This is a genomic window from Pseudomonas sp. HMSC066A08 (assembly GCF_001813025.1).
In the GTDB taxonomy this organism is placed as follows: Bacteria; Pseudomonadota; Gammaproteobacteria; order Pseudomonadales; family Pseudomonadaceae; genus Pseudomonas; species Pseudomonas aeruginosa.
This window is the reverse complement of record NZ_KV811299.1, coordinates 49619-66459: the sequence shown is the minus strand read 5'-3', so window position 1 is coordinate 66459 and position 16841 is coordinate 49619. Positions and strand designations below refer to the sequence as shown.

At 66.0% G+C, this 16841-nt stretch carries 12 protein-coding genes; 4 read left to right on the top strand and 8 right to left on the bottom strand.

Annotated features, from left to right (window positions below; all coding sequences use genetic code 11):
- The first annotated feature begins 19 nt into the window (after positions 1–19).
- Together HMPREF2886_RS14140 and HMPREF2886_RS14135 are read left to right on the top strand one after the other, a co-directional pair.
- The gene (locus HMPREF2886_RS14140; protein WP_033967783.1) at positions 20–472 is read left to right on the top strand and encodes a YiiD C-terminal domain-containing protein; all 453 of its coding nucleotides are present in this window, start codon (positions 20–22) and stop codon (positions 470–472) included.
- Between the two features lie 112 nt (positions 473–584).
- A complete protein-coding gene (locus HMPREF2886_RS14135) occupies positions 585–1400 on the top strand; it encodes a universal stress protein (protein WP_058173414.1) in 816 nt (271 codons plus the stop codon).
- A gap of 20 nt (positions 1401–1420) precedes the next feature.
- Here HMPREF2886_RS14135 and HMPREF2886_RS14130 read toward each other — a convergent pair whose 3' ends face one another.
- Positions 1421–2188, bottom strand: a complete 768-nt coding sequence (locus tag HMPREF2886_RS14130) for a ParA family protein (RefSeq protein ID WP_033967781.1) — start codon at positions 2186–2188, stop codon at positions 1421–1423.
- Positions 2189–2278: 90 nt separating this feature from the next.
- Complete coding sequence (locus HMPREF2886_RS14125) at positions 2279–3184, bottom strand: LysR family transcriptional regulator (RefSeq protein ID WP_003095817.1); 906 nt, start codon at positions 3182–3184, stop codon at positions 2279–2281.
- A gap of 175 nt (positions 3185–3359) precedes the next feature.
- On the opposite strand from HMPREF2886_RS14125, the gene HMPREF2886_RS14120 reads away from it, so the two are divergent.
- Complete coding sequence (locus tag HMPREF2886_RS14120) at positions 3360–4676, top strand: MFS transporter (protein ID WP_003103690.1); 1317 nt, start codon at positions 3360–3362, stop codon at positions 4674–4676.
- A 342-nt stretch (positions 4677–5018) separates the two neighbouring features.
- Positions 5019–5999, top strand: a complete 981-nt coding sequence (locus HMPREF2886_RS14115) for a PA5033 family protein (protein WP_033967780.1) — start codon at positions 5019–5021, stop codon at positions 5997–5999.
- A gap of 120 nt (positions 6000–6119) precedes the next feature.
- Here HMPREF2886_RS14115 and hemE read toward each other — a convergent pair whose 3' ends face one another.
- The 6 genes from hemE to aroK form a co-directional block, all read right to left on the bottom strand.
- Positions 6120–7187 carry a uroporphyrinogen decarboxylase gene (gene hemE, locus HMPREF2886_RS14110; RefSeq protein ID WP_039026608.1) on the bottom strand — a complete coding sequence of 356 codons (1068 nt, stop codon included), beginning with the start codon at positions 7185–7187 and terminating at the stop codon, positions 6120–6122.
- Between the two features lie 175 nt (positions 7188–7362).
- On the bottom strand, positions 7363–8796 hold the full coding sequence (locus tag HMPREF2886_RS14105; protein WP_003095829.1) for an FAD-dependent oxidoreductase: 1434 nt from the start codon (positions 8794–8796) through the stop codon (positions 7363–7365).
- Positions 8797–8824: 28 nt separating this feature from the next.
- Positions 8825–13270: a glutamate synthase large subunit gene (gene gltB / locus HMPREF2886_RS14100; RefSeq protein WP_003141775.1), complete on the bottom strand. Its 4446-nt coding sequence runs from the start codon at positions 13268–13270 to the stop codon at positions 8825–8827.
- Positions 13271–13494: 224 nt separating this feature from the next.
- On the bottom strand, positions 13495–15150 hold the full coding sequence (locus HMPREF2886_RS14095) for an AAA family ATPase (protein ID WP_033967775.1): 1656 nt from the start codon (positions 15148–15150) through the stop codon (positions 13495–13497).
- A 6-nt stretch (positions 15151–15156) separates the two neighbouring features.
- A complete protein-coding gene (gene aroB / locus HMPREF2886_RS14090; RefSeq protein ID WP_033977028.1) occupies positions 15157–16263 on the bottom strand; it encodes a 3-dehydroquinate synthase in 1107 nt (368 codons plus the stop codon).
- 49 nt (positions 16264–16312) lie between these two features.
- Entirely contained in the window at positions 16313–16831 is a 519-nt protein-coding gene (gene aroK, locus HMPREF2886_RS14085; protein WP_003095833.1) for a shikimate kinase AroK, read from the bottom strand.
- Positions 16832–16841: the final 10 nt, after the last annotated feature.

The following is a 16841-nucleotide window of genomic DNA, read 5'->3' as shown; positions in this document are numbered from 1 at the left end:
CCCCGACATGGAGAGCGCCATGCCACTGCCCACCGAACTCGCCAGGCACCTGACCGAAGAAAAGATCGCCTTCGTCCAGCGCAGCGGACTCAGGGCGGAAGTCCTCGAACCCGGCTACGTGCGCCTGCGCATGCCGGGCGCCGGCAACGAGAACCACATCGGCAGCATGTACGCCGGGGCGCTCTTCACCCTCGCCGAGATTCCCGGTGGCGCGCTGTTCCTGACCAGCTTCGACAGTGCCCGCTTCTATCCCATCGTCAAGGAGATGACCTTGCGCTTCCGCCGCCCGGCCAAAGGCGACATTCGCGTCGAGGCACGCCTGGATGCCGAGCGCATCCGCCAACTGGAAGCCGAGGCCGGAGAGCGCGGCAAGGCCGAATACAGCCTCGAGCTGCAACTCACCGACGAGCAGGGCGAGGTGGTGGCGGAAAGCACCGCGTTGTACCAGCTGCGCAGCCACGCGCGGCCCTGACTGGCAGATTTCGCAGGGCCCGGCGAAGGTTTTTTCTGCCATGGATCAAGGTCCGTAGCGAGCTGCGGCGCGACAGTGGGGAAGCCAGCGTAGCCATCCCACGGAGTCCGCCATGATCCGCCACCTCCTGGTCGCCCACGACCTCACCCCGGAAGCCGACGTCGCCCTCGCCCGCGCCGACCAACTGGCCCGCCAGCACGATGCGCGAGTCAGCCTGCTGCACGTGTACGACCCGGGGCTATCGGCGTCGGCGGTGAAGACCGTCAGCACCATGCTGCAGCTCAAGCGCAAGGAGGCCGGCCTCGACGAGGACACCGCCATCCACCTGTTCAGGGGCCAGCCGATCGACGGCATCCTGCAGCAGACCCGGGCGCTCGAACCGGACCTGCTGCTGATGGGTGCGCACCACCAGAAGACCTTCGAACGCTTCGGCAACACCACCCTCGACCAGGTGGTGCGGCGCAGCCGGGTGCCGGTGCTGCTCGCCGTGCGCGAGGCGGACGAACCCTACCGCCAGGCGCTCAGTGCCCTGGACTTTTCCCAGTGCGCCTGTACCGCGCTGCGCCAGGCCTACCGCCTGCTGCCGGTGGAAGCCGACCTGCACGCCCTGCACGTGTTCGAGTCCCCCGACGACGGCGTGCTCGGCCTGCCCAGGCAGAATGCCGCGCACCTGGCCACCCAGGCCGGGCTGATCGAACAGTTGCTGAGCGACGAGCAGGAACGCCTGCCGGACGTCGGGCCGCAGCTGAGCCACGAAGTGGTTCCCGGCGTGCTGCCGTACAGCCTGGACGCCGCGTTGAAGCAGCGCCAGCCGGAGCTGCTCGCCCTCGGCCGGCACAGCCGCAACGCGCTGATGCAGGCGCTGCTCGGCAACCTGGCGCAGCGTTACCTGCGCCAGCCGAGCTGCGATGTCCTGGTTACCTCGTAGAGCGCTGCCGGAGAGGCCGCTCAGCTTTCGAGCAGCCCGTGCAACTCGACGAACTGCTGGGTCAGCTTGTGCCGCGGTTCGAGGAAGATCAGCGGGGTGCAAGCCTGGTGCGACTCGCGCATCTTCACCGAACTCATCAGGTACACCGGCAGCACCGGCAGTTCCTCCGCCAGCAGCTCGTCGAGCAGTTGCTGCGGCAGGCTGGCGCGCGGCTGGAACTGGTTGACCACGATGCCCTCGACTTGCAGGTCTTCGTTGTGGTCGTCGCGAAGTTCCTCGATCTCCTGGAGAAGGCCATATAGCGCCTGGCGGGAGAAGCTGTCGCAATCGAAGGGAACCAGGCAGCGATCGGCAGCGATCAGCGCAGATACCGTGTAGAAATTCAGCGCCGGCGGGGTGTCCAGGTAGATCCGGTCGTAGTCTTCGTCCAGTTCGTCCAGCAATTTGCGCAGCTTGTTGATCTTGTGCTTCGACTCCAGCTTCGGCTGCAGGTCGGCCAGTTCGGGGCTGGAGGTGACGATGTGCAGGTTGTCGAACGGCGTCTCGTAGATCTCGACCCTGCCCTTCTTGCTGAAGGGCCCGGAAGACAAGGTCTGCTTGAAGAAGTCGGCGATCCCCACCGGCAGGTCTTCGCCGGTCAGTCCGGTCAGGTAGTGCGTGGAGTTGGCCTGGGCGTCCAGGTCCACCAGCAGGGTGCGATAGCCCTCCGCCGCACTGACCGCCGCCAGGTTGCAGGCGATGCTGGACTTGCCTACCCCGCCTTTCTGATTGAACACCACGCGCCGCATGGGAAATCTCCGTGAGCCGAGCCTGATCCCGGATGATAGGCAAAGCCGCGGGCAAGCGCGAGCGCCGTCTCGGTCCTGACGTAGAGCGGTTCAGCGCCGGCGCAGGCTGGCCGCCTCGCGGGTCACCAGGTCGATGAAGGACAGCGCCAGCGGCGAACCCTCGTTCTGCCGGCGGACCAGCCATACCGCAGTCGTCGCCTCGGGATCGCTCAGGGTACGGTAGACCACGCCGTCGACCCGGGTGCGGCGGAACGAAGCCGGCAGGATCGACACCCCCAGTCCGGCCGAGACCAGACCGATGATGGTCATCGCCTCGCTGGCCTCCTGGGCGATGCGCGGGCTGAAGCCGGCCTGTCGGGTCAGGGCGATGACCTGGTCGTAGAGCCCGGTGCCGTAGCTGCGCGGGAAAAACACGAAGGGCTCCTCGGCCAGGGCGGCGATGGCCAGGCCATCCTCGCTGCCGGCCGCCAGCGGATGGTCGGCCCGCAGCACCGCCACCAGCGGTTCGCGGAACAATTCCACCCAATGCACCGCATCCGGCAGCGCCAGCGGGCGGATCACGCCCACCTGCAGGCTTTCCTCGAGCAGCGCCTTGAGTACCTGGCGGCTGCTCATTTCCTGCAGGTCGAGGTGTACGTCCGGATAGGCCTTGCGGAAGGCATGGATGCTGCTGGGTATGGTCGAGGTGAAGGGTGCCGAGGAAGTGAAACCGATCTTCAGCTCGCCCAGTTCCCCCAGGTGGGCGCGACGCGCCAGTAGCACCGCCTTGTCTACCTGGGCCAGCACCTGGCGGGACTCGTCGAGGAACAGCCGGCCGGCGTCGGTGAGTTCGACGCGGCGGTTGGTGCGCTCGAACAGGCGCGCACCGATTTCCTCCTCCAGCGCCTGGATCTGCTGGCTCAGCGGCGGCTGGGAGATCCCCAGGCGCTCGGCGGCGCGGCCGAAGTGCAGCTCCTCGGCGACGGCGATGAAATAGCGCAGGTGCCTGAGTTCCAAGCGGACCCTCCGATTAGGTCTTTTTACATATCAATCGTGTCGATCAATATATTGGAAATCATATAAACCTATCTATATCCTTTGCCACATAACCTCCAACAACGACCCCTTGTCCCTGAAATCCAGGTGGCGCGGCCTCGTTGTGCCTGCTCGCCACCGTCCCCAGAGGTGCCCCGTGAGCAATCCGCAAGTCCGGCCACAGGCCGAAGAAGAACCCGCGTTAATCGAGGCGGCCCGCGAAGCAGCCAACGAGGTGCTGGAAGCCGCCACCGAAGTCGAACGCTATATCGAGAAAGGCACCCCGCAGTTCATGCGCACCTCCCTGGCGCTGTTCTCCGGCGGTTTCGCCACCTTTGCCCTGCTCTACTGCATCCAGCCGATGATGCCGGTGCTGTCCAAGGCGTTTTCCATCAGCGCCGCGGAAAGCAGCCTGGCATTGTCCGTCGCCACCGCCATGCTCGCCCTTGGCCTGCTGGTCACCGGCCCGATCTCCGACGCGATCGGCCGTAAGCCGGTGATGGTCGTCTCGCTGCTGGCCGCCGCGCTGTTCACCCTCGGCAGCGCGGTGATGCCCACCTGGCATGGCGTGCTGCTGATGCGCGCGCTGGTCGGGCTGTCCTTGAGCGGCCTGGCGGCGGTGGCGATGACCTATCTCAGCGAAGAGATCCATCCGCAGCACATCGGCCTGTCGATGGGCCTGTACATCGGCGGCAACGCCATCGGCGGGATGAGCGGACGCCTGATCAGCGGCGTCCTGGTCGATTTCATCTCCTGGCATGCCGCACTGGCGGTCCTCGGCGGCCTGGCCCTGGTCGCCGCGCTGGTGTTCTGGCGCGTGCTGCCCGAATCGAAGCACTTCCGGCCGGCACCGCTGAAGCCGGCAACCCTGCTCAACGGCTACCGCCTGCACTTCCGCGACGCCGGACTGCCCTGGCTGTTCCTGATCGGCTTCCTGCTGATGGGCAGCTTCGTCACCCTGTTCAACTACATCGGCTACCGCCTGCTGGCCGAGCCCTACCACATGAGCCAGGCGGTGGTCGGCGTGCTCTCGGTGGTTTACCTCTCGGGCATCTACAGCTCGGCCTGGGTCGGTTCGCTGGCCGACAAGCTGGGGCGACGCAAGGTGCTCTGGGCGGTCATCCTGCTGATGCTCGGCGGCCTGCTGCTGACCCTGTTCGAGCCGATCCCGCTGATGCTCGCCGGCCTGTTGCTGTTCACCTTCGGCTTCTTCGGTGCGCACTCGGTGGCGAGCAGCTGGATCGGGCGCCGCGCCCTGCGCGCCAAGGGCCAGGCCTCGTCGCTCTACCTGTTCAGCTACTACGTCGGCTCGAGCCTGGCCGGCACCCTCGGCGGGGTGTTCTGGCATTACTACGGCTGGAACGGCATCGGGCTGTTCATCGGCTCGCTGCTGGTGGTCGCGGTATTGGTCTCGCTGCACCTGGCGCGCCTGCCGGCCCTGCCTGGCAACACCCTGGCGCAGGCCGCCCACTGAAGCCCCGGGCGCCGCTCCGCTGGCGCCCCATCGAGCGGGCAGGAGCGCGCACCGCTCCTCGGAAACCGCCCAGCGCCAGGCCTGAGCCTGCCGCAACGTCCGGAGGTACCGCCGCGGTACATCGTCCTGCACTACGGCTGCGGCGACCCGCTCAGCTTCCCTGCCCCTTCTCGCGCCGCGCCGGCGAAGTCCCAAGCCGCACCCGCCGGCGCCACGCCTGCGCGGAATGAATGCCAAGCGCTCGGCAAATCCTTCGTTTTTCCCTTGAGCGCCGCCGGCGCAGCTCTATGCTGTTGCGACTGGCAATCCGCCAGCTTCGACAACCGATATGAAAGGGACTTTATGAAACCAGCGATCAAGCGCGCCTGCCTGCTCGGCACGGCACTGTTCTCCCTCTGCGCCAGCGCAGCCCAGGCGGCCGGCGTTCTGGTAGGAACCTGGGACCTGCGGGGCAACGGCCAGCTCGCCGCGGTCTACCGCGACGGCGCCAACCTGCAGGTGGTGGAAGGCGGCAGCACCCGCAACTACAGCTTCGGCAACGTGGTCTGGTCGGTATTCGGCGCCACCGATACCGACGGCCAGCCCGGCGCGGAAATTCTGGTCAAGGCCGGTCCCGACCTGGTGATCGTTTCCCACGCCAGCACCACCCAGCGCAAGTACCCGGTAGGCAACGTCTCCTGGGCGATCATGCGCGCCACCGACGTCGACAACGTCGCCGGCGACGAAGTCATCCTCAGCATCGGCAACGGCGTGCGCACCGTATTCGATCGCACCCGTACGCAACGCGACGCCACCTTCAGCTACAACGGCACCTGGGGCCTGTTCGACGTCGCCGACGTGGACGGCACGCCGGGCAAGGAACTGGTGCTGAACATGGGCAACGGCGTCAAGGTCATCGACCCGCGCACCGGCGGCGCCAAGGACTTCACCTTCAGCGGCTACCACGCGCTCGCACAGATCGCCGACCTCGACGGCCAGCCCGGCGCGGAGATCATCGGCCGCACCAGCACCGGCATCTACGTGATCAGCAACGCCAGCTCCCGCAAGGAATACAGCATCGGCGCCAGCGCCTGGGCACTCTATGGCGGCACCGCGGACACCGACGGCAAGCCGGGCAACGAGCTGATCGTGGTGATGCAGGGCAAGGTGCGGGTCATCCACCACGCCAGCGGCGCCAGCAACGACTACCGCATCGGCGACGTCAACTACAGCATCGATTCGGTGGCCGACATGGATGGCCAGCCGGGCGCGGAAATCCTCGTACGCGACGCCAACGGCAAGCTGTTCGTGATCAACGACCGCACCGGCAAGGTAAGCAGCTGAGCCGGGCGGGTTGCGTAGGGCGGGTACGCCACCGGCGCGACCCCGCCAACCAACGCGTCGGAGGGCAGTCGGCCCACGCATGAAAAAGGGGAGCCTCGGCTCCCCTTCTTTCGTTCCGGCTCAGCCGTGGTACTGCGCCGACAGCTCGTGCACCGCCTCGAAGAAGGCACCGGCATGGGCCGGGTCGACTTCCGGAGTGATGCCGTGGCCGAGGTTGAACACATGCCCCGTGCCCTTGCCGTAGGCCGCCAGGATCCGCGCTACTTCGGCGCGGATCGCCGCCGGATTGGCGTAGAGCACCGAGGGATCCATGTTGCCTTGCAGGGCTACGCGCTCACCGACACGGGCCCGGGCGCTGCCGATATCGCAGGTCCAGTCCAGGCCCAGCGCCTCGGCGCCGACCTCGGCCATCGACTCCAGCCACAGGCCGCCTCCCTTGGTGAAGAGGATCACCGGCACCCGGCGTCCGTCGTGCTCGCGGATCAATCCATCGACGATCTTGCGCATGTAGGCCAGGGAGAACTCCTGGTAGGCCGCCGCCGACAGGCTGCCGCCCCACGAGTCGAAGATCTGCACCGCCTGGGCGCCGGCGCGGATCTGCCCGTTGAGGTAGCTGGTCACCGATTGCGCCAGCTTGTCCAGCAGAGCGTGCATGGCCTTCGGGTTGTCGTAGAGCATCGCCTTGGACTTGCGGAAGTCCTTGCTCGAGCCGCCCTCGACCATGTAGGTGGCGAGGGTCCAGGGGCTGCCGGAGAAGCCGATCAGCGGTACGCGGCCGTTCAGCTCGCGGCGGATGGTGCGCACGGCGTCCATCACATAGCCCAGGTCCTTTTCCGGATCGGGAACCGGCAGCGCCTCGATGTCGGCCAGCGACGAGACCACCTTGCGGAAGCGCGGGCCTTCGCCGGTCTCGAAGTACAGGCCCTGGCCCATGGCATCGGGAATGGTCAGGATGTCGGAGAAGAGGATCGCGGCGTCCAGCTGCGGGTAACGGTCCAGCGGCTGCAGGGTCACTTCGCAGGCCAGCTCCGGGTTCATGCACAGGCTCATGAAATCGCCGGCCTTGGCACGGGTGGCACGGTATTCCGGCAGGTAACGACCGGCCTGGCGCATCATCCAGACGGGGGTGACATCGACGGGCTGCTTGAGCAGGGCGCGGAGGAAGCGGTCGTTCTTCAGGGCAGTCATAACGGCATCCGATCAAAGGCTGCTGGCTTCACGCGGGCGCATGCGGAAAGGGTTATCCACAGGCCGGCGGGCGAAAAGGGCCGCTATTGTCGCAAAGCACAAAACAAAAGGCACGGCGGGGGCCGTGCCTTTTGTCTATCGCGGTGATTTGTCGCAGCGCCGGTGGCGCCGCAGGTCAGACGCCAAGGTAGTCGAGGATGCCTTCGGCCGCGGTACGTCCTTCGAAGATCGCCGTCACCACCAAGTCGGAACCACGGACCATGTCGCCACCGGCGAAGATCTTCGGGTTGCTGGTCTGATGCTTGAACTGCGCCTGCGCCGGAGCCACCACGCGGCCCTGGCTGTCGGTGGCGATCTCGAAGCGCTCGAACCACGGCGCCGGACTCGGCCGGAAGCCGAAGGCGATCAGCACGGCTTCCGCCGGGATGATCTCCTCGGAACCGGGGATCGGTTCGGGGCTGCGGCGTCCGCGGGCGTCCGGCTCGCCGAGACGGGTCTCGACCACCTTCACGCCTTCCACCCTGTCCTCGCCGACGATGGCGATGGGCTGGCGGTTGAAGAGGAACTTCACGCCCTCTTCCTTGGCGTTCTTCACTTCCTTGCGCGAGCCCGGCATGTTTTCTTCGTCACGGCGATAGGCGCAGGTCACCGACTTGGCGCCCTGGCGGATCGAGGTGCGGTTGCAGTCCATCGCGGTGTCGCCGCCGCCCAGGACCACCACGCGCTTGCCCTTCATGTCGACGAAGTCCTCGGCCGACTTCTCGAAGCCAAGGTTGCGGTTCACGTTGGCGATCAGGAAGTCCAGGGCGTCGTGTACGCCCGGCAGGTCCTCGCCGGGAAAACCGCCCTTCATGTAGGTGTAGGTGCCCATCCCCATGAACACGGCATCGTACTCGTCGAGCAACTGCTCCATGGTCACGTCCTTGCCGATCTCGGTGTTCAGGCGGAACTCGATGCCCATGCCGGTGAACACCTCGCGGCGACGGCTGAGGACGTGCTTCTCCAGCTTGAACTCGGGAATGCCGAAGGTCAGCAGGCCGCCGATCTCCGGGTTGCGGTCGAACACCACCGGGGTCACGCCGTTGCGCACCAGCACGTCGGCGCAGCCGAGGCCGGCCGGGCCGGCGCCGATCACCGCGACGCGCCTGCCGGTCGGCTTGACCTTGGACAGGTCCGGGCGCCAGCCCATGGCGAAGGCCGTATCGGTGATGTATTTCTCCACCGAGCCGATGGTCACCGCGCCAAAGCCGTCGTTGAGGGTGCAGGCGCCCTCGCAGAGGCGATCCTGCGGGCAGACCCGGCCGCAGACTTCCGGCAGGGTGTTGGTCTGGTGCGACAGTTCGGCGGCGGCCAGGATGTTGCCTTCGGAAACCAGCTTCAGCCAGTTAGGGATGAAGTTGTGCACCGGGCACTTCCACTCGCAGTACGGGTTGCCGCAGCCCAGGCAGCGGTGGGCCTGGTCGGCGGCCTGCTGCGGCTTGAACAGGTCGTGGATCTCCACGAACTCGCGCTTGCGCTGGCGCAGCAGCTTCTTCTTCGGGTCCTTGCGCCCGACTTCGATGAACTGGAAGTCGTTGTTCAGGCGGTCGGAATTCAGACGTTCAGACATATCGAAACCTCATCACAACTTCGGGCGCTTATTGCGGGTTGGCACGGGTGCTGGTCAGCAGCGAACCGAGGCTGGCCGCCTTCGGTTTCACCAGCCAGAACCGACGCAGGTAGTCATCCAGGTTTTCCAGGATGTTCGCGCCCCACTCGCTTGCCGTTTCGTTCACGTACTCGACCAGGACCTTGCGCAGGTGGCTGCGATAGGCCTCCATCGCCTCGCCGCTGATCCGCTGGATTTCCACCAGCTCGTGGTTCACGCGGTCGACGAAAGTGTTGTCCATGTCGAGGACGTAGGCGAAGCCCCCGGTCATGCCGGAGCCGAAGTTGTAGCCGGTCTTGCCCAGCACGCAGACGAAACCGCCGGTCATGTATTCGCAGCAGTGGTCGCCGGTACCTTCCACCACCGCATGGGAACCGGAGTTGCGCACGGCGAAGCGCTCGCCGGCGGTTCCGGCGGCGAACAGCTTGCCGCCGGTGGCGCCGTACAGGCAGGTGTTGCCGACGATGGCCGATTCCTGGGTCTTGAACGGACTGCCCTTGGGCGGGGTGATCACCAGCTTGCCGCCGGTCATGCCCTTGCCTACGTAGTCGTTGGCGTCGCCTTCCAGGTACAGGTGCAGGCCACCGGCGTTCCACACGCCGAAGCTCTGTCCCGCGGTGCCCTTGAAACGGAACACCACCGGTGCCTTGGCCATGCCCTGGTTGCCGTGCAGGCGGGCGATCTCGCCGGATACTCGCGCGCCGATGGATCGGTCGCAGTTGCAGATGTCCAGCTCGTACTCGCCGCCGCTCAGGCCTTCGATGGCGGCCTTCGACAGCTCGACCATCTTCTCGGCCAGCAGGCCCTGGTCGAACGGCGGGTTTTTCTCCACCTCGCAGAACTGCGGCTTGTCGGCCGGGATCAGGTCACTGCCCAGCAACGGAGCGAGATCCAGGTTCTGCTGCTTGGCGGTCTCGCCGGGTAGGATCTCCAGCAGGTCGGTGCGGCCGATCAGCTCGCCCAGGCTGCGCACGCCGAGGCGCGCCAGCCACTCGCGGGTTTCCGTGGCGATGAAGGTAAAGAAGTTGATCACCATCGCGGTAGTGCCGATGAAGTGGTCCTTGCGCAGCTTGTCGTTCTGCGTCGCCACGCCGGTGGCGCAGTTGTTCAGGTGGCAGATGCGCAGGTACTTGCAGCCCAGGGCGATCATCGGCGCGGTGCCGAAGCCGAAGCTCTCGGCGCCGAGGATGGCCGCCTTGATCACGTCCAGGCCGGTCTTCAGGCCGCCATCGGTCTGCACCCGAACCTTGCCGCGCAGGTCGTTGCCGCGCAGGGTCTGGTGGGTTTCCGCCAGGCCCAGCTCCCAGGGCGAGCCGGCGTACTTGATCGAGGTGATCGGCGAGGCGCCGGTACCGCCGTCGTAGCCGGAGATGGTGATCAGGTCCGCATAGGCCTTGGCCACGCCGGCGGCGATGGTGCCGACGCCCGGCTCGGACACCAGCTTCACCGATACCAGCGCCTGCGGGTTGACCTGCTTGAGGTCGAAGATCAGCTGCGCCAGGTCTTCGATGGAGTAGATGTCGTGGTGCGGCGGCGGCGAGATCAGGGTCACGCCGGGTACCGCATAGCGCAGGCGGGCGATCAGGCCGTTGACCTTGCCGCCCGGCAACTGGCCGCCCTCGCCGGGCTTGGCGCCCTGGGCCACCTTGATCTGCAGGACCTCGGCGTTGACCAGGTATTCCGGGGTCACGCCGAAGCGGCCGGTAGCCACCTGCTTGATCTTCGAACTCTTCAGCGTGCCGTAGCGCGCCGGGTCCTCGCCGCCCTCGCCGGAGTTGGAGCGACCGCCCAGGGTGTTCATCGCCTCGGCCAGCGCCTCGTGGGCCTCCGGCGACAGCGCGCCGAGAGAAATCCCGGCGGCGTCGAAGCGCTTGAAGATGGCTTCCAGCGGCTCCACCTCGTCGAGCGCCAGCGGCTGCGCGGCGGTCTTCACCTGCAACAGGTCGCGGATCATCGACACCGGGCGCTGGTCCACCAGCGCGGTGTACTCCTTGAACTTCTCGTAGTCGCCCTGCTGCACGGCGGCCTGCAAGGTATTCACCACATCCGGGTTGTAGGCGTGGTATTCGCCGCCATAGACGAACTTCAGCAAGCCGCCCTGCTGGATCGGCTTGCGGTTGCTCCAGGCCTCGGCGGCCAGGAGCTTCTGCTCGTTCTCGATATCGACGAAGCGCGCGCCCTGGATGCGGCTGGCGACTCCGGTGAAGCACAGGCCGGTGACCTCGTCGGACAGACCCACCGCCTCGAACAACTGCGCGCCACGGTAGGACGCGACGGTGGAGATGCCCATCTTCGAGAGAATCTTCATCAGGCCCTTGGAGATCCCCTTGCGGTAGTACTTGAACACCTCGTAGAGGTCGCCCAGCACTTCACCGGTGCGGATCAGGTCGGCCAGCACCTCGTAGGCGAGGAACGGATAGACCGCCGAGGCGCCGAAGCCGATCAGCACGGCGAAATGGTGCGGATCGCGGGCGGTGGCGGTCTCCACCAGGATGTTGGAGTCGCAGCGCAGCCCGGTCTGCACCAGGCGGTGGTGCACCGCGCCGACGGCCAGGGCAGCATGCACCGGCAGCTTGCCGGGAGCGATATGGCGGTCGCTGAGGATCAGCAGCACCTTGCCGCCGCGCACGGCTTCCTCGGCCTGGTCGGCGATGTTGCGCACCGCAGCCTCCAGGCCCATCGACTCGTCGTAGTTGAGGTCGATGAAGTGGCGGTCGAAGCCCGGGCGGTCCAGGGTCATGATGGTCCGCCACTTCGCCGGCGAGATCACCGGAGTGGTGAGGATCGCCTGGTTGGCATGGTGCGGGGCTTCCTCGAAGATGTTCTGCTCGACGCCCAGGCAGGTTTCCAGGGACATCACGATGGCTTCGCGCAGCGGGTCGATCGGCGGGTTGGTGACCTGGGCGAATTGCTGGCGGAAGTAATCGTACGGAGAGCGGATGCGCCGGGAGAGGATCGCCATCGGCGTATCGTCGCCCATGGAGCCCACCGCTTCCTGGCCCTGCTCACCGAGCGGACGCAGCACCTGGTCACGCTCCTCGAAGGTGACCTGGAACATCTTCATGAATTGCTTGAGCTGGTCGGCGTCGTAGCTGGCCACGCCATGGTCGTCGTCCAGGGTCGCCTGGATGCGCAGGGCATTCTGCCGCAGCCATTGCTTGTAGGGATGGCGCGACTTCAGGCGGTTGTCGATGTCGTCGCTGTGCAGGACCTGGCCGGTCTCGGTGTCCACCGCGAGGATCTGCCCCGGACCGACGCGACCCTTGGCAATGACGTCCTCGGGCTTGTAGTCCCAGACGCCGATTTCCGAGGCCAGGGTGATGTAGCCGTTCTTCGTGGTGACCCAGCGCGACGGGCGCAGGCCATTGCGGTCGAGCAGGCAGACGGCATAGCGACCGTCGGTCAGCACGACGCCGGCGGGACCGTCCCAGGGCTCCATGTGCAGCGAGTTGTACTCGTAGAACGCGCGCAGGTCGGCGTCCATGGTCTCGACGTTCTGCCAGGCCGGCGGGATGATCATGCGCAGGCCGCGGAACAGGTCCATGCCGCCGGTGACCATCAGTTCGAGCATGTTGTCCATGCTCGACGAGTCGGAGCCGACGCGGTTCACCAGCGGGCCGAGCTCTTCCAGGTCGGGGATCAGTTCGTTGGTGAACTTGGTCCGCCGCGCCTGGGCCCAGTTGCGGTTGCCGGTGATGGTGTTGATCTCGCCGTTGTGGGCGAGGAAGCGGAACGGCTGCGCCAGCGGCCATTTCGGCAGGGTGTTGGTGGAGAAGCGCTGGTGGAATACGCAGATCGCGGTCTGCAGGCGCTCGTCGCCAAGGTCCGGATAGAAGGCGGCCAGGTCGGCCGGCATCATCAGGCCCTTATAGATGATGGTCTTGTGCGAAAAGCTGCAGATGTAGTGGTCGCTGTCGGCGGCGTTGGCCACCGACGAACGGCGCCGTGCGCTGAACAGCTTGATGGCGAAGTCCTGGTCGCTCAGGCCGGCGCCACCGATGAACACCTGTTCGATCTGCGGCAGGCGCTCCAGCGCCAGGCGGCCGAGAACGCTGGTATCGATCGGCACCTTGCGCCAGCCGACCAGCTCCAGTCCGGCGGCGACGATCTCGCGATTCATGTTCTCGCGTGCCGCCTCGGCTTTCACCGGGTCCTGGTTGAAGAACACCATACCCACCGCGTATTGCTCGGGCAGGTCGACAGAAAAGGCTTCCCTGGCGACGGCACGCAGGAACAGGTCAGGCTTCTGGATCAGCAGCCCGCAGCCGTCCCCGGTCTTGCCATCGGCATTGATCCCACCGCGGTGGGTCATGCAGGTCAGTGCTTCGATTGCGGTTTGCAGAAGTTGATGGCTCGGCTCGCCCTGCATATGGGCGATCAGGCCAAATCCGCAGTTATCCTTGAACGTTTCAGGATGGTACAGACCTGCTTTCATAAGGAACTCTCACCGGCAAAACTTTTTTAGTCATCTACTTCGCTTGTCACCCGCTCATGCGGCGAGTTTTCGACAGGCAAAGGGAGGCCATTGTACACAGGTGCACAAGGCCTCACAAATTTTGCGGCGAGAAAATGAAATTCAATGTCGCCAAAATGAAAGACGAAACCCGCCGGTCATGCTAACGACTAGCGAGTTTCGTCAAGAGGCGACGGCGGGTCGGATCAATGCGCCTGGCCGATCTCCTGCTGGATGCTGGCGAAGGTACGCGGCCACGGCTTGCCGGCCTGCACCTTGGACGGCAGTTTTTTCACTGCGGCCAGGGCGGCGGCACGGTTCGGGAAGCTGCCATAGGTGACGACGTAGAACGGTTTGCCTTGCAGGGTTTTCTTGAAGTAGCGGAAATCGCCGCCGCCCTGCTGGCGAATGAACGCCTGGGCATTGGCTTCGGAGCCGGTACCGAGGATCTGCAGGGCGAAGTTACCACCAGACTGGTTGCGATACCACTGGCTTCCCGCACCGCCACCGCTGGCCGGCTTGGCGGCCGGAGCCGGGGCCGGCTTCGCCGCGGCGGTGGTGGCCGGCTTGCTCGCCACCGGCTTGGCCGGAGCGGGGGCCGGGGCCGGCTTGCTCGCCGGGGCGCTGGCGACCGGCGCGGCCGGCGCCGGGGTCTGCGCCGGAGTCGGGGTCGCCGCAGGCGCGGTCGGTTCGGTCGGCGCCGGCGGCACCGGATGCATCGGCGTGACGCCGTTGTTGGCCAGTGGCGTCACCGGAGGAGCCGAGCTGGAAACGGTAGGCGGCACCGCGGCGGACGGCAGGCCGCCTTCGTCGTCGCCACCTTGCCCGGCGGCCTGGGCCAGCGGCTCGCGAATGACCGGCTGCGACTCGCCGACCAACGGTAGCGGCAACGGCTGGCTGGAGCCGTTGAACTCTACCGCCGGGCCGCTGCCCGGCTGCTGGGCCTGGGCGGGCGTACCGCCATTCATGGACAATTCGGTAGAGGCGGTCTGCGGCGCCTCCGGCTTGCTCTTGCCTTGCATGAACCAGGCGGCGATCACACCGATGGCCACGACCGCAAGAATCACCAGATGCTTCTTGGGCAAGTTGAAAGACCCTCCGGTTGCCTTGCGCGCTGCGCCACGATTGGCCAGCATCGCTTCGATCAGGGCATCGCGGGCGACCTGGTTGATCGCTCCCGGCCAGCCTTCCGACTGCTCGTGGATGTCCACCAGCAGGTCGTTGGAAATCAGCTCGATGCCCTGCCCGGCGCCCTCGAGGCGCTGGGCCAGGTAGTCGCGGGTTTCCTCTTCGCTGTATGGCTGCAACTCGATGGCATGGAAACGCTCCTCACCCTCGGAAAACACCTCCAGGCGCGGCAGCAGCGACGGCTCACCGAACAGGAATACATGCAGGCGCCCCTCGTTGGTGCCGGAAGCCAGCAGCAACAGTACTTCCAGCGCGCTGTCCTGGAGTTGCTCGGCATCGTCCACCATCAGGTAGACGTCCTGCCCGGTGATCGCCAGCTGCGCCACCTTGGTCAGGATCGCCTCCAGGCTCGCCTGGTTGATGCTCAGGCCCTGCGCCACCTGGCGCAGCAACGAAGTCTCGTCGGCGGCGGTACGCGCCGAAATCACCACGCTGAGGACCGCATCCTTGTTGGTGCTGGCCACCAGCGCCTGGCGCAACAGGGTCTTGCCGCTGCCCAGGGGCCCGGTGACCAGCAGCAGGAGCTGGCTGTAGCGGGCCAGATGGTGCAACTGGCCGAGCACCGGCTTGCGCTGCGCCGGGAAGAACTTGAAACCCGGAACGCGCGGCGCGAACGGGTCGTGACTGAATTGGTAGTGGCCCAGGAAGGCCTCATCGGCATGCAAGCTGGTCATGGGACCTCATTCATCTCCAAGCTGGTCGGCCAAGGCCCGATAGTCGGTGCGCAGGGTCGCGTCCAAGATCTCACGGGGAAAATCGCCGGTGACCACGGCATTCCCCAGTCCTTGCAGCAAAACCAGACGCAGGCGGCCATCGAGCACTTTCTTGTCGACGGCCATGTGTTCCATAAAATCTTCCGCCGTCATCTCGGCCGGCGGTACCACGGGCAGGCCAGCCCGGCGCAGCAGGCGGATACCGCGATCGCGCTCGGCGGCGCTCAGCCAACCCAACCGATGCGACATCTCGAGTGCCATCACGGTTCCCGCCCCTACCGCTTCGCCGTGCAACCAGACGCCGTAACCCTGCTGGGTCTCGATCGCGTGACCGAAGGTATGGCCGAGGTTCAGCGTGGCACGCACGCCCGACTCGCGCTCGTCGGCGCCCACCACGCGTGCCTTCGCCGCGCAAGAGCGCTCGATGGCCTCGGTGACAACGGTCGGCTCCAGTGCCAGCAAGGCATCCATGTGCGCTTCCAGCCAGGTGATGAACGGTTCGTCGCAAATGAAACCGTACTTGATCACCTCCGCCAGCCCGGCGGACAGCTCGCGGGACGGCAGCGTCTTCAGCGACGCGGTGTCGATGACCACCGCCTGGGGCTGGTAGAACGCACCGATCATGTTCTTGCCCAACGGATGGTTGATCCCGGTCTTGCCGCCCACCGAGGAGTCGACCTGGGACAACAGGGTGGTCGGCACCTGGATGAAGTTGACCCCACGCTGGTAGCAGGCCGCGGCGAAACCGGCCATGTCACCGATGACGCCGCCGCCCAGGGCGATCAGAGTAGTCTTGCGGTCATGCCGCTCCTTCAGCAGGGCATCGAAGATCAGTTGCAGGGTTTCCCACTGCTTGTAGGCCTCGCCGTCGGGCAGCACCACAGGGGTGACCTCGTGGCCTTCCAGTGCCTTGAGCAGGGTTTCCAGATAGAGAGGAGCGACCGTTTCGTTGCTGATCACCGCGACCCGGCGACCGACGATATGCGGCGCGAACCAGCGGGCGTCGCCCAGCAGGTTTTCACCGATGTAAATGGGATAGCTACGCTCGCCTAGATCGACGTGAAGTGTGCGCATGAGGCCCCCAGACAGGAAAGGGCAATAGGATAACGCAATTCGCCGCGCCTCAGCGGGGCGGCAACTTGCGCAGGCGTTCGAGAATTTCCTGGACGACCAGACGCGGCGGCCTTTCGTCGGTCTCCACCACCACATCGGCGATTTCGCGGTAGAGCGGGTCGCGCAGCGCCATCAGGTCGCGGAGGATCTGCCCCGGGTTGGGCTTCTGCAACAAGGGGCGGTTGCGGTCCCGCGCCGTGCGCGCGATCTGGTGCTCGACCGAGGCATGCAGGTACACAACCCGGCCACCGGCGCGCAACACCTGGCGGTTACCGTCGCGCATCACCGCCCCGCCGCCGGTGGCGATCACCATGCCGTCGGCGGCGCAGAGTTCGGTGAGCATGGCCTGCTCGCGCTCGCGGAAACCGACCTCGCCCTCGACATCGAAGATCCATGGGATATTCGCGCCGCACCGCTGTTCGATCTCCTTGTCGGAGTCCTTGAACGCGAGATGCAGCTCCTTGGCGAGCAGGCGCCCGATGGTGCTCTTTCCAGCACCCATCGGGCCGACGAGGATCAGGTTGACCACGTTGTTCGAT